26 protein-coding genes are annotated in these 22372 nt (G+C 60.5%); 12 read left to right on the top strand and 14 right to left on the bottom strand.

Translation table 11 applies throughout. The annotated features are described in order from the left end of the window. The first annotated feature begins 145 nt into the window (after nt 1-145). Both pdxH and ACNOHI_RS17495 read left to right on the top strand, forming a co-directional pair. A complete protein-coding gene (gene pdxH / locus ACNOHI_RS17490; protein ID WP_420476174.1) occupies nt 146-781 on the top strand; it encodes a pyridoxamine 5'-phosphate oxidase in 636 nt (211 codons plus the stop codon). Between the two features lie 68 nt (nt 782-849). Continuing rightward, complete coding sequence (locus ACNOHI_RS17495) at nt 850-2052, top strand: class I SAM-dependent methyltransferase (protein ID WP_420475963.1); 1203 nt, start codon at nt 850-852, stop codon at nt 2050-2052. Here ACNOHI_RS17495 and ACNOHI_RS17500 read toward each other — a convergent pair. Both ACNOHI_RS17500 and msrA read right to left on the bottom strand, forming a co-directional pair. After that, the gene (locus ACNOHI_RS17500; RefSeq protein ID WP_420475964.1) at nt 2043-2459 is read right to left on the bottom strand and encodes an HIT family protein; all 417 of its coding nucleotides are present in this window, start codon (nt 2457-2459) and stop codon (nt 2043-2045) included. The two genes, ACNOHI_RS17495 and ACNOHI_RS17500, sit on opposite strands and share 10 nt — an antisense overlap. A gap of 2 nt (nt 2460-2461) precedes the next feature. Continuing rightward, on the bottom strand, nt 2462-2998 hold the full coding sequence (msrA, locus tag ACNOHI_RS17505) for a peptide-methionine (S)-S-oxide reductase MsrA (RefSeq protein WP_420475965.1): 537 nt from the start codon (nt 2996-2998) through the stop codon (nt 2462-2464). A 180-nt stretch (nt 2999-3178) separates the two neighbouring features. On the opposite strand from msrA, the gene ACNOHI_RS17510 reads away from it, so the two are divergent. The 4 genes from ACNOHI_RS17510 (at nt 3179) to ACNOHI_RS17525 (ending at nt 6091) form a co-directional block, all read left to right on the top strand. Further along, nucleotides 3179-3946, top strand: coding sequence for a helix-turn-helix domain-containing protein (locus ACNOHI_RS17510; RefSeq protein ID WP_420475966.1), 768 nt, complete (start codon nt 3179-3181; stop codon nt 3944-3946). Between the two features lie 67 nt (nt 3947-4013). Beyond that, entirely contained in the window at nt 4014-4526 is a 513-nt protein-coding gene (locus ACNOHI_RS17515) for a flavin reductase family protein (RefSeq protein ID WP_420475967.1), read from the top strand. A gap of 22 nt (nt 4527-4548) precedes the next feature. Continuing rightward, complete coding sequence (locus ACNOHI_RS17520) at nt 4549-5733, top strand: acyl-CoA dehydrogenase (RefSeq protein WP_420475968.1); 1185 nt, start codon at nt 4549-4551, stop codon at nt 5731-5733. Nucleotides 5734-5818: 85 nt separating this feature from the next. After that, the gene (locus tag ACNOHI_RS17525) at nt 5819-6091 is read left to right on the top strand and encodes a SemiSWEET transporter (RefSeq protein ID WP_420475969.1); all 273 of its coding nucleotides are present in this window, start codon (nt 5819-5821) and stop codon (nt 6089-6091) included. Nucleotides 6092-6110: 19 nt separating this feature from the next. On the opposite strand, the gene ACNOHI_RS17530 is transcribed toward ACNOHI_RS17525, so the two are convergent. The 10 genes from ACNOHI_RS17530 to ACNOHI_RS17575 all read right to left on the bottom strand — a co-directional run bounded on the left by ACNOHI_RS17530 (nt 6111) and on the right by ACNOHI_RS17575 (nt 15892). Next, nucleotides 6111-7145 carry an SGNH/GDSL hydrolase family protein gene (locus ACNOHI_RS17530; protein WP_420475970.1) on the bottom strand — a complete coding sequence of 345 codons (1035 nt, stop codon included), beginning with the start codon at nt 7143-7145 and terminating at the stop codon, nt 6111-6113. 138 nt (nt 7146-7283) lie between these two features. Next, nucleotides 7284-8303, bottom strand: coding sequence for an L-threonylcarbamoyladenylate synthase (locus tag ACNOHI_RS17535; RefSeq protein WP_420475971.1), 1020 nt, complete (start codon nt 8301-8303; stop codon nt 7284-7286). A gap of 7 nt (nt 8304-8310) precedes the next feature. Continuing rightward, nucleotides 8311-9504, bottom strand: a complete 1194-nt coding sequence (locus tag ACNOHI_RS17540) for a 5-(carboxyamino)imidazole ribonucleotide synthase (RefSeq protein WP_420475972.1) — start codon at nt 9502-9504, stop codon at nt 8311-8313. Continuing rightward, on the bottom strand, nt 9501-10001 hold the full coding sequence (gene purE / locus ACNOHI_RS17545; RefSeq protein ID WP_420475973.1) for a 5-(carboxyamino)imidazole ribonucleotide mutase: 501 nt from the start codon (nt 9999-10001) through the stop codon (nt 9501-9503). The genes ACNOHI_RS17540 and purE overlap by 4 nt, the downstream gene beginning before the upstream one ends. A 1-nt stretch (nt 10002) precedes the next feature. Further along, a complete protein-coding gene (locus ACNOHI_RS17550) occupies nt 10003-10899 on the bottom strand; it encodes a phosphoribosylaminoimidazolesuccinocarboxamide synthase (protein WP_420475974.1) in 897 nt (298 codons plus the stop codon). 73 nt (nt 10900-10972) lie between these two features. Next, nucleotides 10973-12037, bottom strand: a complete 1065-nt coding sequence (gene fba / locus ACNOHI_RS17555; protein WP_420475975.1) for a class II fructose-bisphosphate aldolase — start codon at nt 12035-12037, stop codon at nt 10973-10975. A 23-nt stretch (nt 12038-12060) separates the two neighbouring features. Next, nucleotides 12061-13494: a pyruvate kinase gene (pyk, locus tag ACNOHI_RS17560; protein WP_420475976.1), complete on the bottom strand. Its 1434-nt coding sequence runs from the start codon at nt 13492-13494 to the stop codon at nt 12061-12063. Nucleotides 13495-13549: 55 nt separating this feature from the next. Further along, nucleotides 13550-14740, bottom strand: coding sequence for a phosphoglycerate kinase (locus tag ACNOHI_RS17565; protein ID WP_420475977.1), 1191 nt, complete (start codon nt 14738-14740; stop codon nt 13550-13552). Nucleotides 14741-14825: 85 nt separating this feature from the next. Beyond that, on the bottom strand, nt 14826-15149 hold the full coding sequence (locus ACNOHI_RS17570) for an AzlD domain-containing protein (protein ID WP_420475978.1): 324 nt from the start codon (nt 15147-15149) through the stop codon (nt 14826-14828). Next, on the bottom strand, nt 15146-15892 hold the full coding sequence (locus ACNOHI_RS17575) for an AzlC family ABC transporter permease (protein WP_420475979.1): 747 nt from the start codon (nt 15890-15892) through the stop codon (nt 15146-15148). Before ACNOHI_RS17575 ends, ACNOHI_RS17570 begins: the two co-directional genes overlap by 4 nt. Before the next feature lie 189 nt (nt 15893-16081). Between ACNOHI_RS17575 and ACNOHI_RS17580 the strand changes: the two genes are divergently transcribed. The 5 genes from ACNOHI_RS17580 (at nt 16082) to ACNOHI_RS17600 (ending at nt 19384) form a co-directional block, all read left to right on the top strand. Further along, the gene (locus ACNOHI_RS17580) at nt 16082-17002 is read left to right on the top strand and encodes a branched-chain amino acid transaminase (protein WP_420475980.1); all 921 of its coding nucleotides are present in this window, start codon (nt 16082-16084) and stop codon (nt 17000-17002) included. An 18-nt stretch (nt 17003-17020) separates the two neighbouring features. Beyond that, nucleotides 17021-17221: a zinc-finger domain-containing protein gene (locus ACNOHI_RS17585; RefSeq protein ID WP_420475981.1), complete on the top strand. Its 201-nt coding sequence runs from the start codon at nt 17021-17023 to the stop codon at nt 17219-17221. Nucleotides 17222-17380: 159 nt separating this feature from the next. After that, nucleotides 17381-17812, top strand: a complete 432-nt coding sequence (locus ACNOHI_RS17590) for a YybH family protein (protein ID WP_420475982.1) — start codon at nt 17381-17383, stop codon at nt 17810-17812. Between the two features lie 6 nt (nt 17813-17818). Next, nucleotides 17819-18778, top strand: coding sequence for a YheT family hydrolase (locus ACNOHI_RS17595; RefSeq protein WP_420475983.1), 960 nt, complete (start codon nt 17819-17821; stop codon nt 18776-18778). Between the two features lie 3 nt (nt 18779-18781). Continuing rightward, nucleotides 18782-19384: a DUF2946 family protein gene (locus ACNOHI_RS17600; RefSeq protein WP_420475984.1), complete on the top strand. Its 603-nt coding sequence runs from the start codon at nt 18782-18784 to the stop codon at nt 19382-19384. Nucleotides 19385-19388: 4 nt separating this feature from the next. Here ACNOHI_RS17600 and ACNOHI_RS17605 read toward each other — a convergent pair whose 3' ends face one another. Beyond that, nucleotides 19389-20855 (bottom strand): M48 family metalloprotease, encoded by a 1467-nt coding sequence (locus ACNOHI_RS17605; protein WP_420476175.1) that lies wholly within the window; start codon nt 20853-20855, stop codon nt 19389-19391. A gap of 131 nt (nt 20856-20986) precedes the next feature. Here ACNOHI_RS17605 and moaC point away from each other — a divergent pair, with 131 nt between their 5' ends. Further along, on the top strand, nt 20987-21499 hold the full coding sequence (gene moaC / locus ACNOHI_RS17610) for a cyclic pyranopterin monophosphate synthase MoaC (RefSeq protein ID WP_420475985.1): 513 nt from the start codon (nt 20987-20989) through the stop codon (nt 21497-21499). 36 nt (nt 21500-21535) lie between these two features. Here the strand turns inward: moaC and tfpZ are convergent, their stop codons facing one another. Further along, nucleotides 21536-22273, bottom strand: coding sequence for a TfpX/TfpZ family type IV pilin accessory protein (tfpZ, locus tag ACNOHI_RS17615; RefSeq protein WP_420475986.1), 738 nt, complete (start codon nt 22271-22273; stop codon nt 21536-21538). Between the last annotated feature and the right edge of the window lie 99 nt (nt 22274-22372).

Raw genomic sequence — 22372 nt, forward strand, 5'->3', positions numbered from 1 at the left:
TTCATGACAAGGCAAAAAAACGGCGTGCACGTATGGTGGTAAGCGTCGTGAACAGCGTGTATCGGCATTGTTGATGATTATCAAAAATGCAATGAGTTGCCATTCACTTCGTGCAGCATTCAACACAATATGAACAGGGAAGATGATGTCGATAGCGGATCTACGTAGGGACTACAGTCGCGCAAGCTTGACGGAGACGGATGTGCATCCGAATCCCGTCGATCAGTTTTCGAAATGGCTTCATGAGGCGATTGACGCCCAGGTGCCGGAAGCGAACGCGATGACCGTATCCACCGCGACAGCGGAGGGACGCCCCTCCTCGCGCATCCTGCTGATCAAGGACGTCGACCAGCGCGGCTTCACGTTCTTCACGAACTACGAAAGCCGCAAGGGCCGCGAGCTGGACAGCAATCCCTTTGCCTCGCTGCTGTTCTACTGGATCGAGCTGGAGCGCCAGGTACGCATCGAAGGCCGCGTGGAACGCATCACCGACGAGGAAAACGACGCCTACTTCAACAGCCGCCCGGTAAAGAGCCGCCTCGGCGCGATCGCTTCGGCACAAAGCCGTCCGGTGGCAAGCCGCGAAGTGCTGGAAGCGCGCGTGCAGGAAGTGGAAAAGCAGTACGGCGACCATCCGGTCCGTCCGCCTCACTGGGGCGGCTACCGCCTGGTGCCCGACTATCTCGAATTCTGGCAGGGCCGCCCGTCCCGCCTGCATGACCGCATTGCCTACACGCGGCAGGCGGATGGAAGCTGGCAATTGCAACGCTTGCAGCCGTAACGATTCTTTTTTATTGCAGTACCTGAAACTGGTTCGTGTGATCAATCCGTCAAAACGGAGGTGTGATCATGTTCTGGGAAAAACGCCTGGGAAACTGGGTCGAAGGCATACGCAGCCACGCGGCACTGCCGCTGCGGCTTGAGTTGTGGAACGGGCGGCAGCTCGATTTCGGCCAGCAGGTACCGCAAGTCACCATCCGGGTGCCGCATGCGTCGGCACTCACCTATCTCCTCACCCCGTCTCTGTTCAACCTCGGCAAGGCTTACGTCGAAGGAAAGATCGAGGTCGAAGGACGCGCCAAGGAAATCATTGCGGTCGGCAGTGCGCTCGCCCGCTATACGCTGCGTCCGGAGGGACGCTTCGCGCGGATCACGCGCACCATCCACCACACCCGCAAGCGCGATGAAGAGGCAATCCGTTACCACTACGACGTCTCCAACGATTTTTACCGTGCGTGGCTGGATGAATACATGGTGTATTCCTGCGCCTACTTCGAAAACGGCGACGAAGACCTGGGCGCCGCGCAACTGAAGAAGATCGACCACATCCTGACCAAGATCCGGGTACAGCCTGGCCAGACACTGCTGGACGTCGGTTGCGGCTGGGGTGCGCTGGTGGTGCGGGCCGCACAAAACTTTGGCGCGAAGTGCGTCGGCGTCACCTTGTCCCGCAACCAGTTCGATCTCGCATGCGAACGTGTGAGGGAAGCCGGACTCGAGGATCGCGTCGAGATCCGCCTCGAAGACTATCGCGATATCAGCGGCACCTTTGATCGCATCACCAGCGTCGGCATGTTCGAGCACGTCGGCGCGAAGCATCTGCCAGAATATTTTTCCAAGCTCCGCGCTTTGCTGGCCGACGACGGAATCGTGATGAATCACGGCATCACCACCACCGATCCGGACAATGGAGAGACGGCCTTCGGTGGCGGGGAATTCATCGAGCAGTACGTGTTCCCGCACGGAGAACTCGCGCATCTGGGAACAGTCCTGACGGCAATGCAACGCGGCGGACTGGAGGTATTCGATGTCGAAAACCTGCGCCGCCACTACGCGCGCACCTGCGGCATCTGGGCGGAAAATTTTGACGACCGCGCCGAGCAGATTCGCACACTGGTGGACGACCGGCGGTTCCGGATCTGGCGTGTCTATCTGGCAGGATGCGCGTATGCCTTTGCGCAGGATTGGGTATCGCTCTACCAGGTGGTCTGCACCAAGGCAAACCGCAATGCGTCCACCCTGCCCTGGTCGCGCCGATATATCTACGCCTGATCGTTATCGAGGCGAATCATGGCGGCATATTCGCGCAGCTTCTCCATGCCCGGTTCCTTGCGTGGCCAGGTGAGATCAACGCCGTCGTTGTCGTAGCGCGGAAGTACGTGCAGGTGCAGGTGCGGCACCGTCTGCCATCCGGCGGGCTTGTTTGCTTGCAGGACGGTGATGCCGTCCGGCTTGAACGCTTCCTGGACGGCGCGCGCAATGCGGCGAGCCGCGCGCATCATGGCGGCGGCCGATTCTTCGTCGGCATCCATCAGCGTGACATAGGGCTTGCGGGTCGCCACCAGCACATGGCCGGGATTGACCTGTCCGGCATCCATGAATGCGAAGACGTATTCGTCTTCATACACGCGCGCGCTTGGAATCTCGCCGCTCAGGATCCGTTCGAATACCGTGCTCATTGTCATGCCTCGGACTTGGCGCGGTCGGCGAACACTTTGCGGAATTTCGCCACCTTCGGCGCGACGACGAAGGCGCAGTAGCCTTGCAACGGGTGCTGCCGGAAATAATCCTGGTGGTAGTCTTCCGCCTTGTAGTAATCCGGCACGGGAGCCAGCTCGGTAACGATCGGAGCATCCCATACGCTGGCCATGCAGGCAATCACCTGCCGCGCGATCTCATGCTGCTCGGGGGAATGATAGAAGATCACAGAACGGTACTGCGTGCCGACGTCATTGCCCTGGCGATTGGGCGTGGTGGGATCGTGGATGGTGAAAAAGATTTCGAGGAGCTCGCGATACGTCACGATGGCGGGGTCGAACTCGATGCGCACGACTTCCGCATGGCCGGTGTTGCCGTCACATACCTGCTCGTAGCTCGGGTTGCGCAGATGGCCGCCGGCATAGCCGTTCTCCACGTGCAGGACGCCTTTGAGTTCCTGATACACCGCCTCCAGACACCAGAAGCACCCTCCGCCAAGTGTTGCGATTTCCGACGCCATGATCCACTCCATGTGTTGATGTATTGACTTTAGCGCAAAGATGCGGAGATGCCTATGTTGCATGGTTGAGTGCGGTCAATATTTTCCTTGCCGCTGTGCAGCGAACCTGCGTGGCGCCTGAGCAAGACGCTGCTGCGGCTGGTGTATCATTTTCGCCACCTGTTGCCATTCATGAAAACCATGCTGCAAGCAAGCTCACTCGTCGACTCCCTCAAACGCGAATTAAAGGCACGCGGCATTACCTATGCCGACCTGGCAAACCGCATCGACATGTCGGAGGCAAGCGTCAAGCGGATGTTCTCGCAGAAGAACTTCACCTTGCAGCGACTGGATGAAATTCTGCAGGCGGCGCAAATCGACTTCCGCGACATCGCGCTGGCCGGCCATGACGAATCGCGCCTGATTTCGGAACTCACGTATGTGCAGGAGAAGGAAATCATTGGCGATCCGAAGCTGTTCATCGTCGCCGTCTCTGTCCTGAACCAGCTGTCGCTCGCGCAGATCGTGCAGGTGTACCGCATGACAGAAGCGGAAGTCGTGAAATGCCTCGTCCGCCTCGACAAGATTGGGATCATTGCGCTCCAGCCCAACAACCGCGTCAAGCTGCTGGTCTCGCGTACCTTCCGCTGGATTCCCGACGGACCGATCCAGGCGCACTTCCGCGAACAGGCATACAGCGACTATCTCGATTCGCAGTTCGATGGCGACCATGAACTGCTGCGTCTCGTGAATGTCATGCTGTCGAAGAAATCCATCGCCGTCCTCCTCGAGCGCTTGAAGCAGGTGGCGCGTGAATTTGCGTTGCAGCACCAGGAAGACGCGCGCCTGCCGTTCGAAGACAAATATGCGATCAGCATGCTGCTCGCGGCACGCCCATGGATGCCGAGGACTTTCCAGGCCATGCTGCGCGAGAAACCCGCGGCGTCGCGAGTCGTGCGACGCAAATAAGGCGGACGCGCTTGTTTCTCGTCAAGCCGGGTTTTTCGGCATAATGGATGAAATAACAGGATTTCAGATGTCACTTCAGTCTTCCAGCGCGGGACCGCCCGAGTTCGACTCCCGCCATTTCCGCATTGCCCTGTCACAGTTCGCCACCGGCGTGACGATCATCACCACGCGCCTGCCTGACGGCACTTTCCTCGGCCTAACTGCCAGTTCGTTCAACTCCGTTTCGCTCGACCCGCCACTCGTGCTATGGAGCCTTGCGCAGACGGCGACCAGCCTGCCCGTTTTCACCGGCAATACGCACTATGTGATCAACATCCTGTCCGGGAACCAGACGGCGCTGGCGGAGCGATTCGCCAAGCGCATCGATAACCGGTTCGAGGGCGTGGAATTCGAACTGTCCTATACCGGCCTGCCGATCCTGAAGGGCGTGGCCGCCTGGTTTGAATGCCACAATCGCAGCCGCTACCCCGAAGGCGACCATGTCATCTTTGTCGGTGAAGTCGAGCGATGCGATGTCACGCCGCAACCGGCACTTGTTTTCCACAACGGGCAATTCTCGGCGACGACGCCAACCAAATAAATAACGAGAAAAGGGACTCAACATGACGAAATCGAAAGCGCAGTTCCAGTGGGACGATCCGCTACTCCTCAGCCAGCAGCTCACCGACGACGAGCGCATGGTGCGCGACGCGGCGCAGGCCTACTGCCAGGACAAGCTGCAACCGCGCGTGCTGGAAGCCTTCCGCCATGAGAAGACCGATCCGGCGATTTTTCGTGAGATGGGCGAACTCGGCCTGCTCGGTCCGACCATTCCGGAACAGTACGGCGGGCCCGGCCTGAACTACGTCAGCTACGGCCTGATTGCACGCGAAGTGGAACGCGTCGATTCCGGCTACCGTTCGATGATGAGCGTGCAGTCGTCGCTGGTCATGGTGCCGATCTTTGAATTCGGTACCGAAGCGCAGAAGCAGAAATACCTGCCGAAACTGGCGAAAGGGGAATGGATTGGCTGCTTTGGCCTGACCGAACCGAACCATGGTTCCGATCCTGGCTCGATGGTGACAAGGGCGAAGAAAGTCCCCGGCGGTTACAGCATTTCCGGCGCCAAGATGTGGATCTCGAACTCCCCCATCGCCGATGTGTTCGTCGTGTGGGCGAAGGACGACGCCGGGGATATCCGCGGCTTCATTCTCGACAAGGGCATGAAGGGTTTGTCGGCACCTGCCATCCACGGCAAGTTCGGCCTGCGCGCATCAATCACCGGCGAAATCGTGATGGATGAAGTGTTCTGTCCGGAAGAGAATGCCTTCCCGGAAGTGCGCGGCCTGAAGGGGCCGTTCACGTGTTTGAATTCCGCGCGTTACGGCATTGCCTGGGGCGCGCTCGGTGCGGCAGAAGACTGCTGGCACCGCGCACGGCAATACGTGCTCGACCGCAAACAGTTCGGCAAGCCGCTCGCGGCAAACCAGCTGATCCAGAAAAAGCTCGCCGACATGCAGACCGAAATTACGCTTGGCCTGCAAGGCTGCCTGCGTCTCGGCCGCATGAAAGATGACGGCACTGCCTCGCCGGAAATCACCTCCATCATGAAGCGCAATTCCTGCGGCAAGGCGCTCGACGTTGCCCGCGTGGCGCGCGACATGCTGGGCGGGAACGGCATTTCAGACGAGTTCGGCATCATCCGCCACATGGTGAACCTGGAAGTGGTCAACACCTACGAAGGCACGCACGATATCCATGCGCTGATTCTCGGCCGCGCGCAGACAGGCATACAGGCGTTCCAGTAAAATTCGGGAACGGCAAAAAAACCCCGTCCGCTGTCAGCAACGGACGGGGTTTTTGCATTCACTTCAGACAAATTACAAAACGCAAATGGTATTCGCATCCCTTGACCAGTTCGACAACCTGGTTGGCGCGCTCGCCGCGACGTTGACCACGATCGCCTTTATCCCGCAGGCGTGGATGACCTGGAAGTCGAAACGCGCCGAGGGCGTCTCCCTCGGTATGTACAGCATCTTTACGTCGGGCGTGGCGATGTGGTTGCTGTACGGCGTGCTGATCTGCGCATGGCCAGTCATCATCGCCAACGTGTTCACGCTGGCACTGGCGCTGTTTATCCTCGTGATGAAACTGCGCTTCGGATAACAGCGCCAGCCTTTCCCTCTTACAGCCAGCCGCGCTTGCCCATTTCCTGGGAGACGAGGTCGGACAGCAGCTTGTACCCGAAGGGCGTCGGGTGCACGGTGTCCGCATACTGGAAAGTGTCCGTCGCGCCGGCGATCAGGTTGTTCTTCGTGCAAACGAGCGAGGAACCGAGCGGGTTCTTCGCGGCCGTCAAGTCGCAAGCCGGCGTCGTCACATTGGTAATGCCGTACTTCGCCGGATTGGCGAACTGGTCGCGGCCGGTGGTGTAAGCATCCACCAGCACGACGTCCGTCCCTGACAGCCCCTGCGCCAACTGTGCGTTGAAGGTCGTTACCATCGTATTGATCAGTCCCTGCGTTTCGGCGCTTTGACCACGCGCGAACGGCGTCAGGCTGACGTCCGGCAGGTTGACGACCACTACGTACTTCGCGCCCTTGCCCAGCACCAGATTCTTCACATAGCCGCCGAGTTCGGCGCCGGCGGTACCCATCGCCGTCACCGCGGCCGTCGGGCTTCCACCTGCTCCCACCGTGGCGAGGTTAATGAAGACGTCATTCCCGCCCGCCATGACGAACACGATCTCGGTGCCCGTGAACGAACCGCGTGTCGCGAGGTGATTCTGGATCTGCGTCGCAACCGGAACGGTAAGCTGGCCGAGAACTGCATTGGCGCCGCCCAGCGCCTTGTTGCCCGGTCCGATGGGGTTGGTCACCCGCGCGCCCCCTTGTGCGTAGGCCGTGCAGTTGGTGAAGTTCGTCACCGGAACGGCGAAGCCCTGCGCGGGATCGCCCTCAAGGCCGGTTTGCGCCGGGCAAGGGGCAGGAACGTTCAGCTTCGTGGCCATCAACTCAATCCAGTTCTTGCTTGAGGCATCATTGATCGTGTATTTGCCGCCGCCGAGTGCCTTGACCGTGCCGACCGAATAGGTGCCGATGTCGCTCAAGCTGTCGCCAAATGAAACAACGCTGCTGAACTGAGGGGTGTTGTCGCCGCCGCCGCAGCCTGCCAGGATCGCGGCCGACAATAGCGCCGCTGAAAAGTGGAAGTGACGCATCTGGTCTCCTGTTATGGATATTGTATTGGGGAAAGAAAAGCGAACGAGCGTGCCTTTCCGCAGCTAGTATGTCACCGATGCGTGACCTTGCCTAGATGACCAGATTTGAATCCGCAGTGCAACTTTAGAGAGATGACTCTAACTCAGGAGGCGAGAAAGAATGCCTTGGGAATCGTGCGCCGCGCGACGCAGGCGGTCATTGACGCCCTGCCATTCGTCTTCGGCCGGCAGGGATTCGACGAGAATGACATCGGCTGCGGCAGCATCCATCGCACGCAGGGCCGCGTACAAATCATGTGCGTAGCCGTCCGGGGATTGGGGCATCGCTATCTGCGCAATTGCAGCCGCTGCAGGTTGTGTGCGCAGGATCACGGCAAACCGGCGCCCGGCATTGGACAACCGTTTCATGGTATCGGCCAGTTCTTCCGGCGGCACCAGGGCGACGGGAGTGCTCGGCGCGTAATGCGCTTCCAGCGTGCCCGATGCGCGAGGTGCGGCGGCATCTGGCATACGCGGATGCATTCCGATTACATGTTCGATCTGCGCTGCACTGATATGACCGGGACGAAGCAGGACCGGGCCATGCGAGGCCATGCGGCTCAGGTCGAGGATGGTGGACTCGATACCGACCTCGCTCTGCCCGCCTTCGAGAATGCAGGCAAGCGGGCTGTCCTCATCGGTCCCGAACTCGTCGCGCACATGCTGTGCGGTCGTGGGACTGACATGGCCAAACTTGTTGGCGGAAGGTGCCGCAACGCCGCCCTTGCCCGACTTGAACTCGCGCAGCAGTGCTTGCGCAACAGGATGCGAGGGACAGCGCAGCCCCACCGAATCCTGTCCTCCCGACACTGCATCGGGAATATGCGGCGCGCGCTTGAGAATCAGGGTCAAGGGGCCCGGCCAGAAGGTATCGATCAGCTTGCGGGCCTCGGCAGGAATAGCGATCGCCCAATAGCCGATGTCGGCACCAGGCGCAAGATGGACGATGACCGGATGATTGGCTGGACGCCCTTTCGCCGCATAGATCTTTGCCACGGCTTCAGGGTTTTCGGCATCGGCACCAAGACCATAGACGGTTTCCGTCGGAAGGGCGACAAGTGCGCCCTCTTCCAGTTTGCGTGCCGCCGCCTGAATTGCCGGCATGTCCAATGATTGCATGTCCTGCTCAGTAGGGAATGCCGAGGATGTCGCAGGCCGCACGCAGGTTCTGCTGTGCCAATTCCAGCGTCGGATCGACGAAGGTCACGTGCCCCATCTTGCGTCCGCGGCGCGGGTCGTCCTTGCCGTACAGGTGCAGGTTTGCGCCGGGCAGCGCGAGGATCTTGTCCCATGCCGGCTCGCGTGGCGTGTCGCTGTCACCTTCGAACCAGACGTCACCGAGAATGTTGAGCATGACGGCCGGGGAATGCTGGCGCACGTCACCGAGCGGCAGGCGCGCCATGGCACGGGCCTGTTGGGCAAACTGGCTGGTGACGCAGGCGTCGATGGTGTAGTGACCGCTGTTGTGCGGACGCGGCGCCATCTCGTTGACGACGAGCGAGCCGTCCTGCAGCACGAAGAACTCGATGCACAGCACGCCGACATAGCCAAGCTGCGCAATGATCGACAGCGCGGCGGCTTGCGCCTTTGCCGAGGTTTCCGCGGAGACGTTCGGCCCCGGGACCGTTGTGGTGAAAAGGATGCCGTCGCGGTGTACGTTCTCCGCGATCGGATAGACGACCGAATCACCGTCCGCGCCGCGCGCGGTCAGCACGGAAACCTCATAGGCCAGGGGAAGCATTTTCTCCAGCACACAGGGCACGCCGCCCATGCCGGAAAATGCACTTCGCACATCGTCCTTCGACTTGACGCGCACTTGGCCCTTGCCGTCGTACCCCATACGCACCGTCTTCAGGATGCCGGGGAAAAGCGTCTCAGGAATGGTATCGATGTCGTCGTTCTTGAGGATGGCCTTGTAGGGCGCAGGCAGCACGCCGGAACTCGGCGCACAGTCGGTAAAGAAGCGCTTTTCCTCAAGACGGTCCTGTGCCACCGACACGCATGCCGCACCAGGGGCGACAAAGGTACGGTCGGCGAGGAATGCCAGGCTTTTCGCCGGCACATTCTCGAATTCGGTGGTCACGGCTGCACATTGCAGGGCGAGTTCCGCCAGTGCCGCCTCGTCGTCGTATTTCGCGCAGATCAGATGGTCGGACGCATGGCCCGCCGGGCAGTCATGCGCGGGTTCGAGTACCGCGACCTTGAAGCCCATCATCTGCGCGGCGTGCACGAACATGCGGCCGAGCTGGCCGCCGCCCATCACGCCGAGCCAAGTGGCAGGCGTGGCGGAGGGTACGAAGGCTTGGAACTTGTCACTCATGCTGGAAGCGTCATTGCAAAGGCTGCCTGCGTCTGCTTCGCGCGGAACTCCTGAAGCTTGGCGGCCAGATTGTCATCGGTGGTTGCGAGGATGGCGATCGCGGTCAGCGCGGCATTGGCCGCGCCCGCCTCGCCGATAGCGAAGGTCGAGACCGGGATGCCCTTGGGCATCTGCACGATCGACAGCAGCGAGTCCTCGCCGCGCAGATACTTGGACGGTACGGGCACGCCCAGCACGGGCACGATGGTCTTTGCAGCGACCATGCCGGGCAGGTGTGCCGCACCGCCGGCGCCGGCGATGATCGCGCGAAGGCCGCGCTCCCGCGCCGTCTCGGCGTACTCGAACATCTGATCCGGCATGCGGTGCGCCGATACCACTTTCGCCTCGTGGGGAATGCCGAATTCCTTCAGCATGGCGACGGCATTCTGCATCACGTCCCAGTCGGACGAAGAACCCATGATGACGCCGACGACCGGCTTCTCGGTTTGTGCGCTCATGTCAGTCCTTCAGCTTTTCACCGGTCAGGCGCTCCAGCGCTTCGCGGTATTTCGCGCCGGTCTTTTCGATCACATCCGCAGGCAGGGCCGGTGCCGGCGGGGTCTTCTTCCAGTCCTTCAGCGTCTCGAGGTAATCGCGCACGAACTGCTTGTCGAAGGACGGCGGCGACATGTCCGGTGCATACGAATCCGCCGGCCAGAAGCGGGAAGAGTCCGCTGTCAGCACTTCGTCCATCAGATGCATCGTGCCATTCTCGTCGAGGCCGAATTCGAACTTGGTGTCGGCAATGATGATGCCGCGCGTCGCCGCATAGTCGGCAGCGGTCTGGTACAGCTTGATGCTGACGTCGCGCATCTTGGCTGCCAGTTCCTTGCCAATGCGGTTTTCCATCTCGGCAAAGCTGATGTTCTCGTCATGCTCGCCCAGGTCGGCCTTCGCCGCCGGCGTAAAGATCGGGGCGGCGAGTTTGTCTGCCTGGCGCAGGCCCTTCGGCAGTTCGATGCCGCAGATGGATCCGTTCGCCTGGTAATCCTTCCAGCCCGAACCGATGATGTAGCCGCGCACGACGGCCTCGACCAGGATCGGCTTCAGGCGCTTGGCAACCACCGCGCGACCACGTACCTGATCCACCTCGTCCGCAGCAACCACCGATTCCGGCGCAACGCCGGTCAGGTGATTCGGAACGATGTCGCCCAGCTTCGAGAACCAGAAATCGGACATCTGGTTCAGCACCCTGCCCTTGCCGGGGATCGGTTCGTTCATCACGACGTCGAACGCGGACAGGCGGTCGGTGGTCACGATGAGGATCTTGTCGTCGCTGACGGCGTAGTTGTCGCGCACTTTGCCGCGGCCGAGCAGCGGAAGGGACTTGATGGTGGACTGGTAGAGGCTGTTCATGGGGGTTTCCAAAAAAGCTAAACCGGCGGGTGTATGACACGCCGCCGGTCGGTTTTATTTCCGAAGCTGAATTTTACTGCACGATCTGAGCGAGCTCGCCCTTCTTGTACTTTTCTGCAATCTTCTCGAGCGTAAGCGGCTTGATCTTGCCCGCCTGGCCTTCGCAGCCAAACGCCAGGAAGCGCGCCTTGCAGATCAGCTTGGCAGCTTCGCGCGCCGGCTTCAGGTACTCGCGCGGGTCGAACTTGCCCGGGTTCTCAACGAAGAAGCGACGAATCGCAGCGGTCATCGCCAGGCGGATGTCGGTGTCGATGTTGATCTTGCGCACGCCGTGCTTGATGCCTTCCTGGATTTCCTCGACCGGCACGCCGTAGGTTTCCTTCATGTCGCCGCCGAATTCACGGATCTCGGCCAGCAGTTCTTGCGGCACCGAGGAGGAGCCATGCATCACGAGGTGGGTGTTGGGGATGCGTGCGTGGATTTCCTTGATGCGCTGGATCGCGAGGATGTCGCCCGTCGGCTTGCGCGAGAACTTGTACGCGCCGTGCGAGGTGCCGATCGCGATGGCGAGTGCGTCGCACTGGGTCTGCTTGACGAAGTCCGCAGCCTGGTTGACGTCGGTCAGCAGCTGCTCGCGGGTCATGGTGCCTTCCGCGCCGTGGCCGTCTTCCTTGTCGCCCTTCATGGTTTCGAGCGAACCGAGCACGCCCAGTTCGGCTTCAACGGTGACGCCGATGGAGTGCGAGAACTCGACCACCTTGCGCGACACTTCGACGTTGTATTCGTAGCTGGCGACGGACTTGCCGTCTTCCATCAGCGAGCCGTCCATCATCACGGAGGTGAAGCCAGACTTGATCGCGGCCATGCAGACCGCCGGCGACTGGCCGTGGTCCTGGTGCATGACGACCGGGATGTGCGGATAGGCTTCGACGGCGGCTTCGATCAGGTGGCGCAGGAAGGCTTCGCCGGCGTATTTGCGCGCGCCTGCGGAGGCTTGCATGATCACCGGCGAATTGACTTCGTCGGCGGCCTGCATGATCGCAGTGACTTGTTCCAGGTTGTTGACGTTGAACGCCGGCAGACCGTAACCGTTTTCAGCAGCGTGGTCGAGCAGTTGACGCATGGATACGAGAGGCATGGTAATTCTCCAAAACAATAAAATTAGTATTCGCCGATCTTCATGATCTTCAGGGCGTTCGTGCCGCCAACCTGGCCCATCGGTTCGCCCCAGGTGACGACAATCATGTCACCTTTCTGCACCACTCCTTTGGCAAGGAGCAAATCCTGCGCGGCCTTGAGCACCGCTTCGCGGTCATGGGAGTGCCCGAGCTCAAAGGTCGTGACGTTCCTGTACAGCGCTGCCTTGCGCTGCGTCCCGAGGACGGGCGTCAGTGCAAAAATCGGGATATCGATGTTGTGGCGGCTCATCCAGAGCGCGGTGGAGCCCGATTCGGTCAGCGCTGCAATGGCCTTCACGCGCAGGTGGTAGGCGGTGAACAGTGCGCCATAGGCGATCGACTGGTCGATACGGGTGAACGTAGCATTCAGGAAGTCGGCATCGAGCTTGATGACGTCGGACTTTTCAGCCTCGAGGCAGATGGCCGCCATCGTCTCGACCGTTTCGACCGGATATTTGCCGGAAGCGGTTTCGGCGGAAGTCATCACCGCGTCGGTGCCATCCAGCACCGCGTTCGCGACGTCGCTCACTTCGGCGCGCGTCGGTACGGCGTTGACGATCATCGACTCCATCATCTGGGTCGCCGTGATGGCCAGCTTGTTGGAGGCGCGCGCCATCTTGATCATGCGCTTCTGCAAGGCCGGCACGGCCGCATTGCCCACCTCAACCGCGAGGTCGCCGCGCGCCACCATGATGCCGTCTGAAGCGTCGAGGATTTCCTGCAGGGCAGGAATGGCTTCCGCGCGTTCGATCTTGGCGATCATCTGCGGCTTGTGGCGGGTCGCTTCGCCGGCGATGTTCGCCAGCTGGCGCGCCATGATCATGTCGGTCGCGCTCTTGGGGAAGGAGACGGCGACGTAATCCGCCTGGAAACTCATCGCAGTCTTGATGTCTTCCATGTCCTTGGCCGTCAGCGCGGGTGCCGACAGGCCGCCGCCAAGGCGGTTGATGCCCTTGTTGTTCGACAGTTCGCCGCCGATCTTGACGGTCGTGTGAATGGCGCTGCCGATGACTTTGTCCACGACCAGCACGATCAGGCCGTCGTTAAGGAGCAGGACATCCTGCGGCTTGATATCGCGCGGCAGTTCCTTGTAATCGAGGCCGACCTGCGCCTGGTTGCCCAGTTCGCAATCCGCGTCGAGCACGAACTTGCTGCCGTTTTCGAGGAAGATCTTGCCGTTCTCGAACTTGCCGATGCGGATTTTCGGGCCCTGCAAATCGGCCATGATCGCGACTTCACGTCCGCATTCCGCAGCCGCCTTGCGCACCAGTTCCGCGCGGTCGATGTGGTCTTGCGCCTTGCCGTGGGAGAAATTCAACCGTACCACGTTGACACCGGCCTTGATCATCCGGGTCAGGGTGTCCGGATCGCTCGATGCGGGGCCGATGGTGGCGACGATTTTTGTGGCTCTGATCATATGAAAACCTTTGCAGTCAGCGGACGGTTTGCGGCGCACATCCCGCCGCCCGGAATTATTTCGCGCGCTGCAACAGAATGTCGACCGCGGGCAGGGTCTTGCCTTCGAGGAATTCCAGGAATGCACCGCCGCCCGTCGAGATATAACCGACCTTGTCGGCAATGTTGTACTTCGCAATCGCCGCGAGGGTGTCACCACCGCCGGCAATCGAGAACGCCTTGGAGTCCGCAATCGCCATCGCCAGCGTCTTCGTGCCTTCGCCGAACTGATCGAATTCGAACACGCCGACCGGACCGTTCCATACAACCGTGCCGGCCTGGGCAATTTGCTGTGCCAGCTGGGCCGCCGTCTTCGGGCCGATGTCGAGGATCATGTCGTCGTCGGCAACGTCCTTCACATCCTTGACCGTCGCTGCAGCGGTCGCGGAAAACTCCTTGGCGCAGACGACATCGACGGGAATAGGCACGGAGGCGCCACGCTTGGCCATCATATCGATGATGGCTTTCGCCTCGCTGACGAGGTCGGCTTCCGCGAGCGACTTGCCGATCTTGAGGCCGGCAGCGAGCATGAAGGTGTTGGCGATGCCGCCGCCGACGATGAGGTTGTCGACCTTGTCGGCCAGGGTCTTCAGGATGGTCAGCTTGGTGGAAACCTTGGAGCCGGCAACGATAGCAGCCAGCGGACGCGCGGGCTGGCCAAGTGCCTTGCCGAGTGCATCGAGTTCGGCTGCCAGCAGCGGGCCGGCGCAGGCGACCGGGGCAAACTTGGCGATGCCGTGGGTGGTCGCCTCAGCGCGATGCGCGGTACCGAATGCATCGTTGACGTAAACGTCGCACAGCTTCGCCATCTTCTGCGCGAGGTCGTCGCTGTTCTTCTTCTCGCCCTTGTTCACGCGGCAGTTTTCGAGCAGGACCACCTGGCCCGGCGCGACTTCAACGCCGTCGACCCAGTTCTGCTTCAGTTCCACCGGCTTGCCAAGCAGCTCGGACAGGCGCTTGGCGATCGGTGCCAGCGAGTCTTCCGGCTTGAATTCCCCTTCCGTCGGACGGCCGAGGTGCGAGGTCACCATGACGGCGGCGCCCGCTTCCAGCGCCTGCTGGATGGCCGGCACGGAAGCGCGGATGCGCGTGTCTTCGGTGATGTTGCCAGCGTCGTCCTGCGGAACGTTGAGATCGGCGCGGATGAATACGCGTTTGCCCTGGAGTTGGTTGCGTGCGATGAGGTCGCTCAGACGATTGAATTGCATGGCTGCAGACGGGATTGAAAAAGTGGAAAGATTGGGAAAACCGCTATTTTACCGCACCGCATTCCGCCAAAAAACCGTTTTTGGCCTATAACATGACTCGCAGCAAACTATAGAGAGCCATGCCGGCAACGATGGTTCCGAGAAGGTGGCGCGTGGTCAGGAAAAACGCGGCGGCGCCGATCCCGGCGAGCAGCTTGGGGTTCGCCCAGGTGAGTTGCAGCGCACCATTCGCCATGACGAGGTCGGGTGCAACGATGGCAGCCAAAGCGGCGGCCGGCGCATAGCGCAACGCATGCTGTACTTTTGGCGGCAATTTGACCGCATGTCCCAGCAGGAAGAACGAACATCTCGTCACAATCGTGGCGACAGTCAACAGGACAATCGTCAACCAAACATCTCCTGCACTCATGCCTTTTCCTTCTTGTCGAGATAAGTATCGACCACCATCGCCGCCGTCATGCCGACAATGACGGCGAGCAGCAGACCAAGGCGGTACGGCAGGGACGTTGCCGCAATCGCGACGATGCTGGCGACGATGACGCCGACCAGCGCGGCCGAATTGATGGTCAGCGGGATCGTAATTGCCAGCAGGGCAAGCGTTCCGGCGAAACCGATACCCCAGCTTTCCGGAATCTGGCTGGCGAGCAGGATGCCGATGACCGAACCCGCTTGCCACGCACACCAGTTGGGATAGCCAATGCCATTGAAAAAGGAAACCTTCCCTTCTGTCTGGTGCACTGTCTCGGCGGGGAAACGGCGCGGGAACAGCGCCATCGTGATGTCGGCGTTGAAATAGCCATGCCAGAGCCGCCTGTACCAAGGCAGGTGCGCGAAGTGCGGCGCAATGGCGGCGGCGAAGATGACGAAACGCAGATTGACGACCAGCGCCGTCAGGAAGACCACCCATACCGGCGCATTGGCGGCGATCAGCGGCAGCGCGGCGAGCTGCGCGGAGCCGGCGAATACAAGGAAGGTCATCCCCAGCGCCTGCCAGAGGGTCAACCCGGTTTTCACCATGGCCATCCCGGTCACCATGCCCCAGGCGCCGATGCCCAGCATGGTCGGCGCGCAGGCCCTGAAGCCCTCGCGATAGGCGCGCTTTTCGAGATCGACCGAGGTCTCGGGCGCCATGCTTGCTTGTGTATTGCTCATAGTTCCGGAATCGGGAACCGCGCAGTGCTCGTGGCACTGTCGTGTTCAATTGATAACAGCCGTGCGTGCGGTTGCGCGCGGCTGTCGTGACAGAGGCAGAAATGCCGATGCCACATTCTACAGATGAATTTTCACCCCCGTTGGAGTGCGCTAAAATCGAGGTTTTGCAACGATTTGGGAGAGCACGCTATGTCCATGGCCGACCGCGACGGAAAGATCTGGAAAGATGGTGAACTGATTGACTGGCGCGATGCGACCGTCCACGTGCTGACCCATACGCTCCACTACGGCATGGGCGTGTTCGAAGGCGTGCGCGCCTACAAGACCGACAAGGGCACCGCGATCTTCCGCCTCAAGGAACACACGCAGCGCCTGTTCAATTCGGCCAAGATCTTCCAGCTGAACATTCCGTTCGACCTCGAAACGCTGATGGAAGCACAGCGCACCGTCGTCCGCGAAAACAAGCTCGAATCCTGCTACCTGCGTCCGCTGGTCTGGATCGGCTCCGAGAAGCTGGGCATTTCCGCCAAGGGCAACACGATCCACGTCGCCGTCGCTGCATGGCCGTGGGGCGCTTACCTCGGCGAAGACGGCCTTGCCAAGGGCATCCGCGTCAAGACCTCGTCCTTCACGCGCCACCATGTCAACGTCTCGCTCGTGCGCGCCAAGGCCTGCGGCTACTACATCAACTCCATCCTGGCCAATCAGGAAGCGCTGGCTGACGGCTACGACGAAGCACTGCTGCTCGATACGGAAGGCTATGTCTCTGAAGGCTCCGGCGAAAACGTCTTCGTCATCAAGAACGGCAAGATCTATACGCCCGACCTCGCTTCCTGCCTCGACGGCATCACCCGCGATGCGGTGCTGACGATGGCACGCGACCTCGGCATCCCTGTCATCGAAAAGCGCATCACGCGCGACGAAGTGTACTGCTGCGACGAAGCCTTCTTCACCGGCACCGCCGCCGAGATCACGCCGATCCGCGAACTCGACAACCGCCAGATCGGCGAAGGCAAGCGCGGTCCGATCACCGAAAAACTGCAGACGCTGTTCTTCGACGTGGTCGCCGGCAAGGCGCCGCAGTACCAGCACTGGCTCACCCTGGTTTAATCACTCACGGAAAATCCCATGAACCAAACGAAGCAAGTCATGAGCTACGTCGAACTTGACGGCAAGGACCTGCCGGCATACTGCCCGAATCCGCAAATGCCGATCTGGTCTACGCATCCGCGCGTCTACATTCCCGTGGATCATCACGGCGAAGGCAAATGCCCGTATTGCGGTACGGTGTACAAATTGAAGCCGGGAACGGTCGTCAAGGGACACTGACACCCCGGCACGGCTCCTCGCGACGGCCCGGTTTCAGCAATGAACCGGGCCGTCGGCTTTTCGGAGGGGGACATTGTTCTATACTGTCTTGTCCAATCGCGCCGACGATAATACGAAGCGCAGAGCAATGTTCTGCATGGAAAGGAGCGGCGGCATACCATGCCCAAGCCAAACAGGATTTTCGAAACACCCGAAGAAACGGAAGCCGCGTTCTATGAGGCAATCAGCAATGCCGACGTCGAGGCCGTCATGTCCCTCTGGGCTGACGAAGAGGACGTAGTTTGCATCCACCCGGGAGCACCACGCCTCGTAGGACACGCATCGATCCGTGCATCATGGGAACAGATTTTCGAGCAAGGCGGCGTGCAGATCCGGCCGGTTCAGCTGCACGTTACGCAGAACATGATGACTTCGGTGCACAACATCATCGAGGAAGTACATCGGACCACATCGCGACAGCCGGACATCCATATTCTCGCGACGAATGTCTTCATGAAAACACCGCGCGGCTGGCGCATTGCTACCCATCATGCCTCGGTCGTTCCCGGAGAAGCACCGGTAGCCACTTCGGTCGCGGCACTCTTGCACTAAGACCACATGCAGTACGCAGCGCCTCCGTGGCTGCCCGGCGGGCACCTTCAGACGATTTTTCCGGCGAAGTGCATCGCCAGGCCACAGGTGACCTATCGCCGCGAACGCTGGCGCTCGCCCGACGAAGATTTCATCGATATTGATTTCGTCGACGGCCAGCCCGGTCGGCCTTTCCTCGTCCTGTTCCATGGGCTCGAAGGCTCGTCGGACAGCCACTATGCGCGGGCCCTGATGGCGTACATTGCCACACTCGGCTGGTCAGGCGCAGTGCCGCATTTTCGCGGATGCTCCGGCGAGCTCAATCACGCGCCGCGTTTCTACCATTCGGGGGACGCACAGGAAGTCGACTGGATCGTCCGCCGCCTCGCAGCGGACTGGAGAAAGCGGGAGCCTGCCGCGAAGTTTTTCGCAAGCGGTGTATCACTGGGCGGAAACGCCCTGCTCCGCTGGCTCGGCGAATCGCAACACCAGGCATCCATCGTCGATGCAGCCTGTGCCGTATCCGCCCCCCTCGACCTGGCCGGTGGTGGCGCTGCACTGTCTCGTGGCTTCAACATGGTGTACACACGCTTGTTCCTGCAAACGCTCAAGCCGAAATGCCTGAGCAAGCTCGATCAATTCCCCGGTCTGTTCGACCGGGAGCGTATGCTCGGCGCACGCGACCTCTACGAATTCGACAACGTCGTCACCGCGCCCTTGCATGGGTACCGCGACACGGATGATTACTGGAATCGCGCCAGCGCCAAGCACGTGCTTCCGGACATCGCCGTGCCCACCCTGGTGCTGAATGCGAAGAACGATCCCTTCCTGCCGGCGCATCACTTGCCAACAAGGGCGTCGCGACACGTCACGTTGGATTATCCCGAGCACGGCGGACACGTCGGCTTCGCCATCGGCGCCCTTCCCGGCCGCCTCGACTGGCTGCCGAGGCGTATCATTGGTTTTCTTGATGGCGCAACGGGTTGAACCATGGATGAGATCGTCAAACAGGCAATGGCAAAGTGGCCGAACGTGCCGCACTGTTACGGCTGGCTGGCGCTAGACGCGCGCGGAAACTGGCGGATGCGCGACGAACGCGCGCAGCATCTCAAATTGGCCGGCGACAGGATCAACAACGCTGCACTGCTCGGCTTCATCAACCGCAATTACCTTTCCGACGCCCAGGGACGCTGGTACTTCCAGAACGGCCCGCAACGCGTCTATGTCAGTCTCGAGGCCACCCCCTTCATCGCACGTACCGATCCTGCGCACGGCTTTATCCTGCATACGGGGGATGCGCTGGAGTCGATTGACGGCGCGTGGATGACGGAAAGCGGACTGTTGCTCCTCCAAAGCGGCGACAGGATCGCGCAGGTAGATGACAGGGACATGGCGCAATGCCTGGCTCGAATTCACATCAATGGCGGCCCTTCGGATGACGAGCGGCTTCTCGCATGGCTTGGCGAGCCGTCGAGCGACGTAAAGGTAACGCTGGAATTCGCCGACAAGCACTACCCGGTCACACGGCTGGCATGGGACAACATCCCCCAACAGTTCGGCTTTACCCGCATTCCGCAGCCGGACGCAACCTGAATGGTCAGCGCTCCCGCTGCCCGTCCTTCATCTCCTCCATCCAGCGCGCCTTGAATTCGCGCTCACGCGCATCGATCATCGCTTGGTCATAGAACGATGCATCGGGAGAACGGCGGGCGATGCCGAGCTGTTCGATAGCCGTCGGCACGCTGCCCAGCAGCGCGTACGATTCCGCCAGGGCCAGGTGCTGCAATGCCTGTTTTCCTTGTGCGGCGTAGGCCTTCGCCAGCTGCTCGTACAGCTTCGGTTCCTGCCTGTATAGCTGTGCCTGGTCCCGCAAGTAACCGACCGCGTCATCCAGCCTTCCGACCGCAATTAATGCTTCCGCGTACTGGCGTGCAATGCCGCGGGAAAGCGGGAATTTCTGGCGCGCGCCCTCGGCCTCCTTCAGTGCTTCCGCCGCTTGGTTGGCGGCAAGCTTGATATCGATCGAGAGGCTGGTGAGCACGGCACTTTGCACCGGTGCTGTCGGTCCCTGCGCGGCGGCCAGCGTCTCCTGAAGCAGAGATTGCGCTCTCACGAAGGCTCCTTGGCGAAGTGCAACGAACGCCTTGCCGTAGAGCGCCGAAACGAGCTGCGGTCGCGTCTTCTGCTGCATTTGCGTATCGAAGGCCACCGTCGCATCACGCAATCCCTGCGCCGTCGGATCCTGCAATACGCGCAAACGGGCGCGGACAAGATGGAAATCGAGGCTGTCGGCGCGCTGCCGGTAGCGCTGGTCGCGCGTCCGCGCCTGAATGTCGGCAATACGCTCGGTCGTCAACGGATGCGAGCGCAGGTAGGCTGGAGCGGTATCGTTATAGCCGCGGGTCGCGGTCTGCATACGGCCGAAGAAGGCAATCATGCCTGTCGTGTCGAAGCCCGCCTCCTTCAGGATCTGCAAGCCAATGCGATCCGCCTCGCGTTCGGCGTCGCGGCTGAAGTTCAGTTGCCGCTGCAGGGCGACGCCCTGCCCGCCCATGAGCAGCGCCGCAGACGTATCCGGGCTCCCGCGCGCCGCCAGCGCCGCGAGGACCGCCGCTGCAAGCGGGATGAGCGAATCCTGCCGCTGCTGTCCGATCATGCGCGCGATATGCCGCTGTGCGACGTGGCCGATTTCATGTGCCAGCACGGAGGCGAGTTCAGATTCATTCTGCGCTGCGAGCATGAGGGCGGAATGCACGCCAATGAACCCGCCCGGCAAGGCGAAGGCGTTCAGCATCGGATCGCGCACCGCGAAGAAGAAATAATCGTAACTGGTCTCGCCACGCGCTTCGGGACGAACGGCGAGAAGGCTGTTGCCGAAATTGTTCAGGTACTCGGTAGTGGGCGCATCATCGAGATAGTCACGGTCGCGGCGAATGTCGCGCATGATCTGTTCGCCGAGTTTGCGTTCGACGAGGGGGGAAAGCTCGGCGCGCTCGGTGTCGCCGAGGTTGGGGAGGGTTTGGGCTGTGGCTGGCGGCAGAAATGGGCCGCCGACTGCAACCATGAGAGGAACGACTACAGCCAGTCGTGCGACGCGACGAGTCGGTTTCGATAACGAGAGGGAAAATTTGGATTTCACGATGCTATGATACCCGCACCCATTGATCAATCAAGAATCATCCTTTTTCATTTCCCATGAGCAGTCAACACGACAACACGGCATCTTCATCCGACAACCAGGGGCTGACGCATTTCGACGCGGATGGCCAGGCGCATATGGTTGATGTCGGTGCGAAATCCGAGACACACCGGGTCGCAGTAGCGAGCGGCAAGATCAGCATGAAGCCGGAAACACTCGCGATCATCCAGTCTGGCACTGCAAAGAAGGGAGATGTAATCGGCATTGCGCGTGTCGCGGCGATCATGGCGGCGAAGCGAACCAGCGATTTGATCCCCTTGTGCCACCCGCTTGCCTTGACGCGTGTTACTGTCGACTTCACGATCGACCGCGCACAATCCAGCGTCCGCTGCACGGCTCAGGTCGAAACGTTCGGAAAAACAGGTGTGGAAATGGAAGCGCTGACGGCGGTCCAGGTTGGTCTGCTCACGATTTACGACATGTGCAAAGCAGTTGACCGTGGGATGGTCATGACCGACGTACGTGTACAGGAGAAGCGCGGCGGAAAATCAGGCGATTGGCACGCCTGATTCGCAGATGCTCCGGCAAGAACAGGAAGATAGACGCTACAGTATCTCCACGACTGCACCGGTCATTTCATCGATTGCCACGTACAACATGACTTTTTTAGATACCAATCTCACGAAGCGTACAGCCCTCCCACCTTCTCGCTTCTTCGCTTCGTAATCAGACAATCGGGCGATATCCTCGTCGGACGTAATGATTTCGCCCTTCAGTTCCCTGGCCCGCACCGCCGCTGCCTTGACACTTGCCGCTGCCTGCCCATATGGCACGTAGTACTGTGGCAGTACCTGAATACCCATGCCAACCATTCCACCGACCTTGATCTTTTCCCGCATGTCCGGGGCATCCGGGAGAGCCGTCCCGACGATTGTCGGCCCGAAGTGTGGAAATGACTGGAATGCCGGATTTTTTGCCTTTTTCATATCCTCTGGATCGATTTCATTCGCTGTCACCAGGTAGAAGCGATCCTCGTCAAACGGTATATATACGGGACGTGCCGAATAGATCGACCAAAGTCCGTACATCAGGAATCCGACCTGTACGACCACGACCACAGTCAGGTCGAATTTGAGGGAGGGTTTGGCAGGAGAAAAAATAATCAAGGTCACAAGCGGACCAAGTACAACGTCAACAAGGGTAAGAATCAGCATCAGTTCAGTGCCGCTCGCTGCCTCAAAAAACCTGCCCGGATACCAGACGAGCCGTACAAGTAAGAAAACGAGCAAAACAACACAAACACTACCGAACAGATGGAGCAGAGAAGCTTTGAATCGATTCATGGATGCGCGCATTTTTCAAGAACGTTAACCGTCTTTCGACTTGTCGATGGGAGCACAGGAACCGGAAAGGTAGCCGTATTGGGGAAAGTCCCTACTTCA

Source organism: Noviherbaspirillum sp. ST9 (assembly GCF_048799745.1).
Taxonomy (GTDB): Bacteria; Pseudomonadota; Gammaproteobacteria; order Burkholderiales; family Burkholderiaceae_D; genus Noviherbaspirillum.

Bases quoted from the DNA above. Each gene is read 5' to 3' on its own strand.
- pdxH (WP_420476174.1), top strand. From the start codon at position 146: ATGTCGATAGCGGATCTACGTAGGGACTACAGTCGCGCAAGCTTGACG.
- ACNOHI_RS17495 (WP_420475963.1), top strand. From the start codon at position 850: ATGTTCTGGGAAAAACGCCTGGGAAACTGGGTCGAAGGCATACGCAGC.
- ACNOHI_RS17500 (WP_420475964.1), bottom strand. From the start codon at position 2,459: ATGAGCACGGTATTCGAACGGATCCTGAGCGGCGAGATTCCAAGCGCG.
- msrA (WP_420475965.1), bottom strand. From the start codon at position 2,998: ATGGCGTCGGAAATCGCAACACTTGGCGGAGGGTGCTTCTGGTGTCTG.
- ACNOHI_RS17510 (WP_420475966.1), top strand. From the start codon at position 3,179: ATGCTGCAAGCAAGCTCACTCGTCGACTCCCTCAAACGCGAATTAAAG.
- ACNOHI_RS17515 (WP_420475967.1), top strand. From the start codon at position 4,014: ATGTCACTTCAGTCTTCCAGCGCGGGACCGCCCGAGTTCGACTCCCGC.
- ACNOHI_RS17520 (WP_420475968.1), top strand. From the start codon at position 4,549: ATGACGAAATCGAAAGCGCAGTTCCAGTGGGACGATCCGCTACTCCTC.
- ACNOHI_RS17525 (WP_420475969.1), top strand. From the start codon at position 5,819: ATGGTATTCGCATCCCTTGACCAGTTCGACAACCTGGTTGGCGCGCTC.
- ACNOHI_RS17530 (WP_420475970.1), bottom strand. From the start codon at position 7,145: ATGCGTCACTTCCACTTTTCAGCGGCGCTATTGTCGGCCGCGATCCTG.
- ACNOHI_RS17535 (WP_420475971.1), bottom strand. From the start codon at position 8,303: ATGCAATCATTGGACATGCCGGCAATTCAGGCGGCGGCACGCAAACTG.
- ACNOHI_RS17540 (WP_420475972.1), bottom strand. From the start codon at position 9,504: ATGAGTGACAAGTTCCAAGCCTTCGTACCCTCCGCCACGCCTGCCACT.
- purE (WP_420475973.1), bottom strand. From the start codon at position 10,001: ATGAGCGCACAAACCGAGAAGCCGGTCGTCGGCGTCATCATGGGTTCT.
- ACNOHI_RS17550 (WP_420475974.1), bottom strand. From the start codon at position 10,899: ATGAACAGCCTCTACCAGTCCACCATCAAGTCCCTTCCGCTGCTCGGC.
- fba (WP_420475975.1), bottom strand. From the start codon at position 12,037: ATGCCTCTCGTATCCATGCGTCAACTGCTCGACCACGCTGCTGAAAAC.
- pyk (WP_420475976.1), bottom strand. From the start codon at position 13,494: ATGATCAGAGCCACAAAAATCGTCGCCACCATCGGCCCCGCATCGAGC.
- ACNOHI_RS17565 (WP_420475977.1), bottom strand. From the start codon at position 14,740: ATGCAATTCAATCGTCTGAGCGACCTCATCGCACGCAACCAACTCCAG.
- ACNOHI_RS17570 (WP_420475978.1), bottom strand. From the start codon at position 15,149: ATGAGTGCAGGAGATGTTTGGTTGACGATTGTCCTGTTGACTGTCGCC.
- ACNOHI_RS17575 (WP_420475979.1), bottom strand. From the start codon at position 15,892: ATGAGCAATACACAAGCAAGCATGGCGCCCGAGACCTCGGTCGATCTC.
- ACNOHI_RS17580 (WP_420475980.1), top strand. From the start codon at position 16,082: ATGTCCATGGCCGACCGCGACGGAAAGATCTGGAAAGATGGTGAACTG.
- ACNOHI_RS17585 (WP_420475981.1), top strand. From the start codon at position 17,021: ATGAACCAAACGAAGCAAGTCATGAGCTACGTCGAACTTGACGGCAAG.
- ACNOHI_RS17590 (WP_420475982.1), top strand. From the start codon at position 17,381: ATGCCCAAGCCAAACAGGATTTTCGAAACACCCGAAGAAACGGAAGCC.
- ACNOHI_RS17595 (WP_420475983.1), top strand. From the start codon at position 17,819: ATGCAGTACGCAGCGCCTCCGTGGCTGCCCGGCGGGCACCTTCAGACG.
- ACNOHI_RS17600 (WP_420475984.1), top strand. From the start codon at position 18,782: ATGGATGAGATCGTCAAACAGGCAATGGCAAAGTGGCCGAACGTGCCG.
- ACNOHI_RS17605 (WP_420476175.1), bottom strand. From the start codon at position 20,855: ATGGTTGCAGTCGGCGGCCCATTTCTGCCGCCAGCCACAGCCCAAACC.
- moaC (WP_420475985.1), top strand. From the start codon at position 20,987: ATGAGCAGTCAACACGACAACACGGCATCTTCATCCGACAACCAGGGG.
- tfpZ (WP_420475986.1), bottom strand. From the start codon at position 22,273: ATGAATCGATTCAAAGCTTCTCTGCTCCATCTGTTCGGTAGTGTTTGT.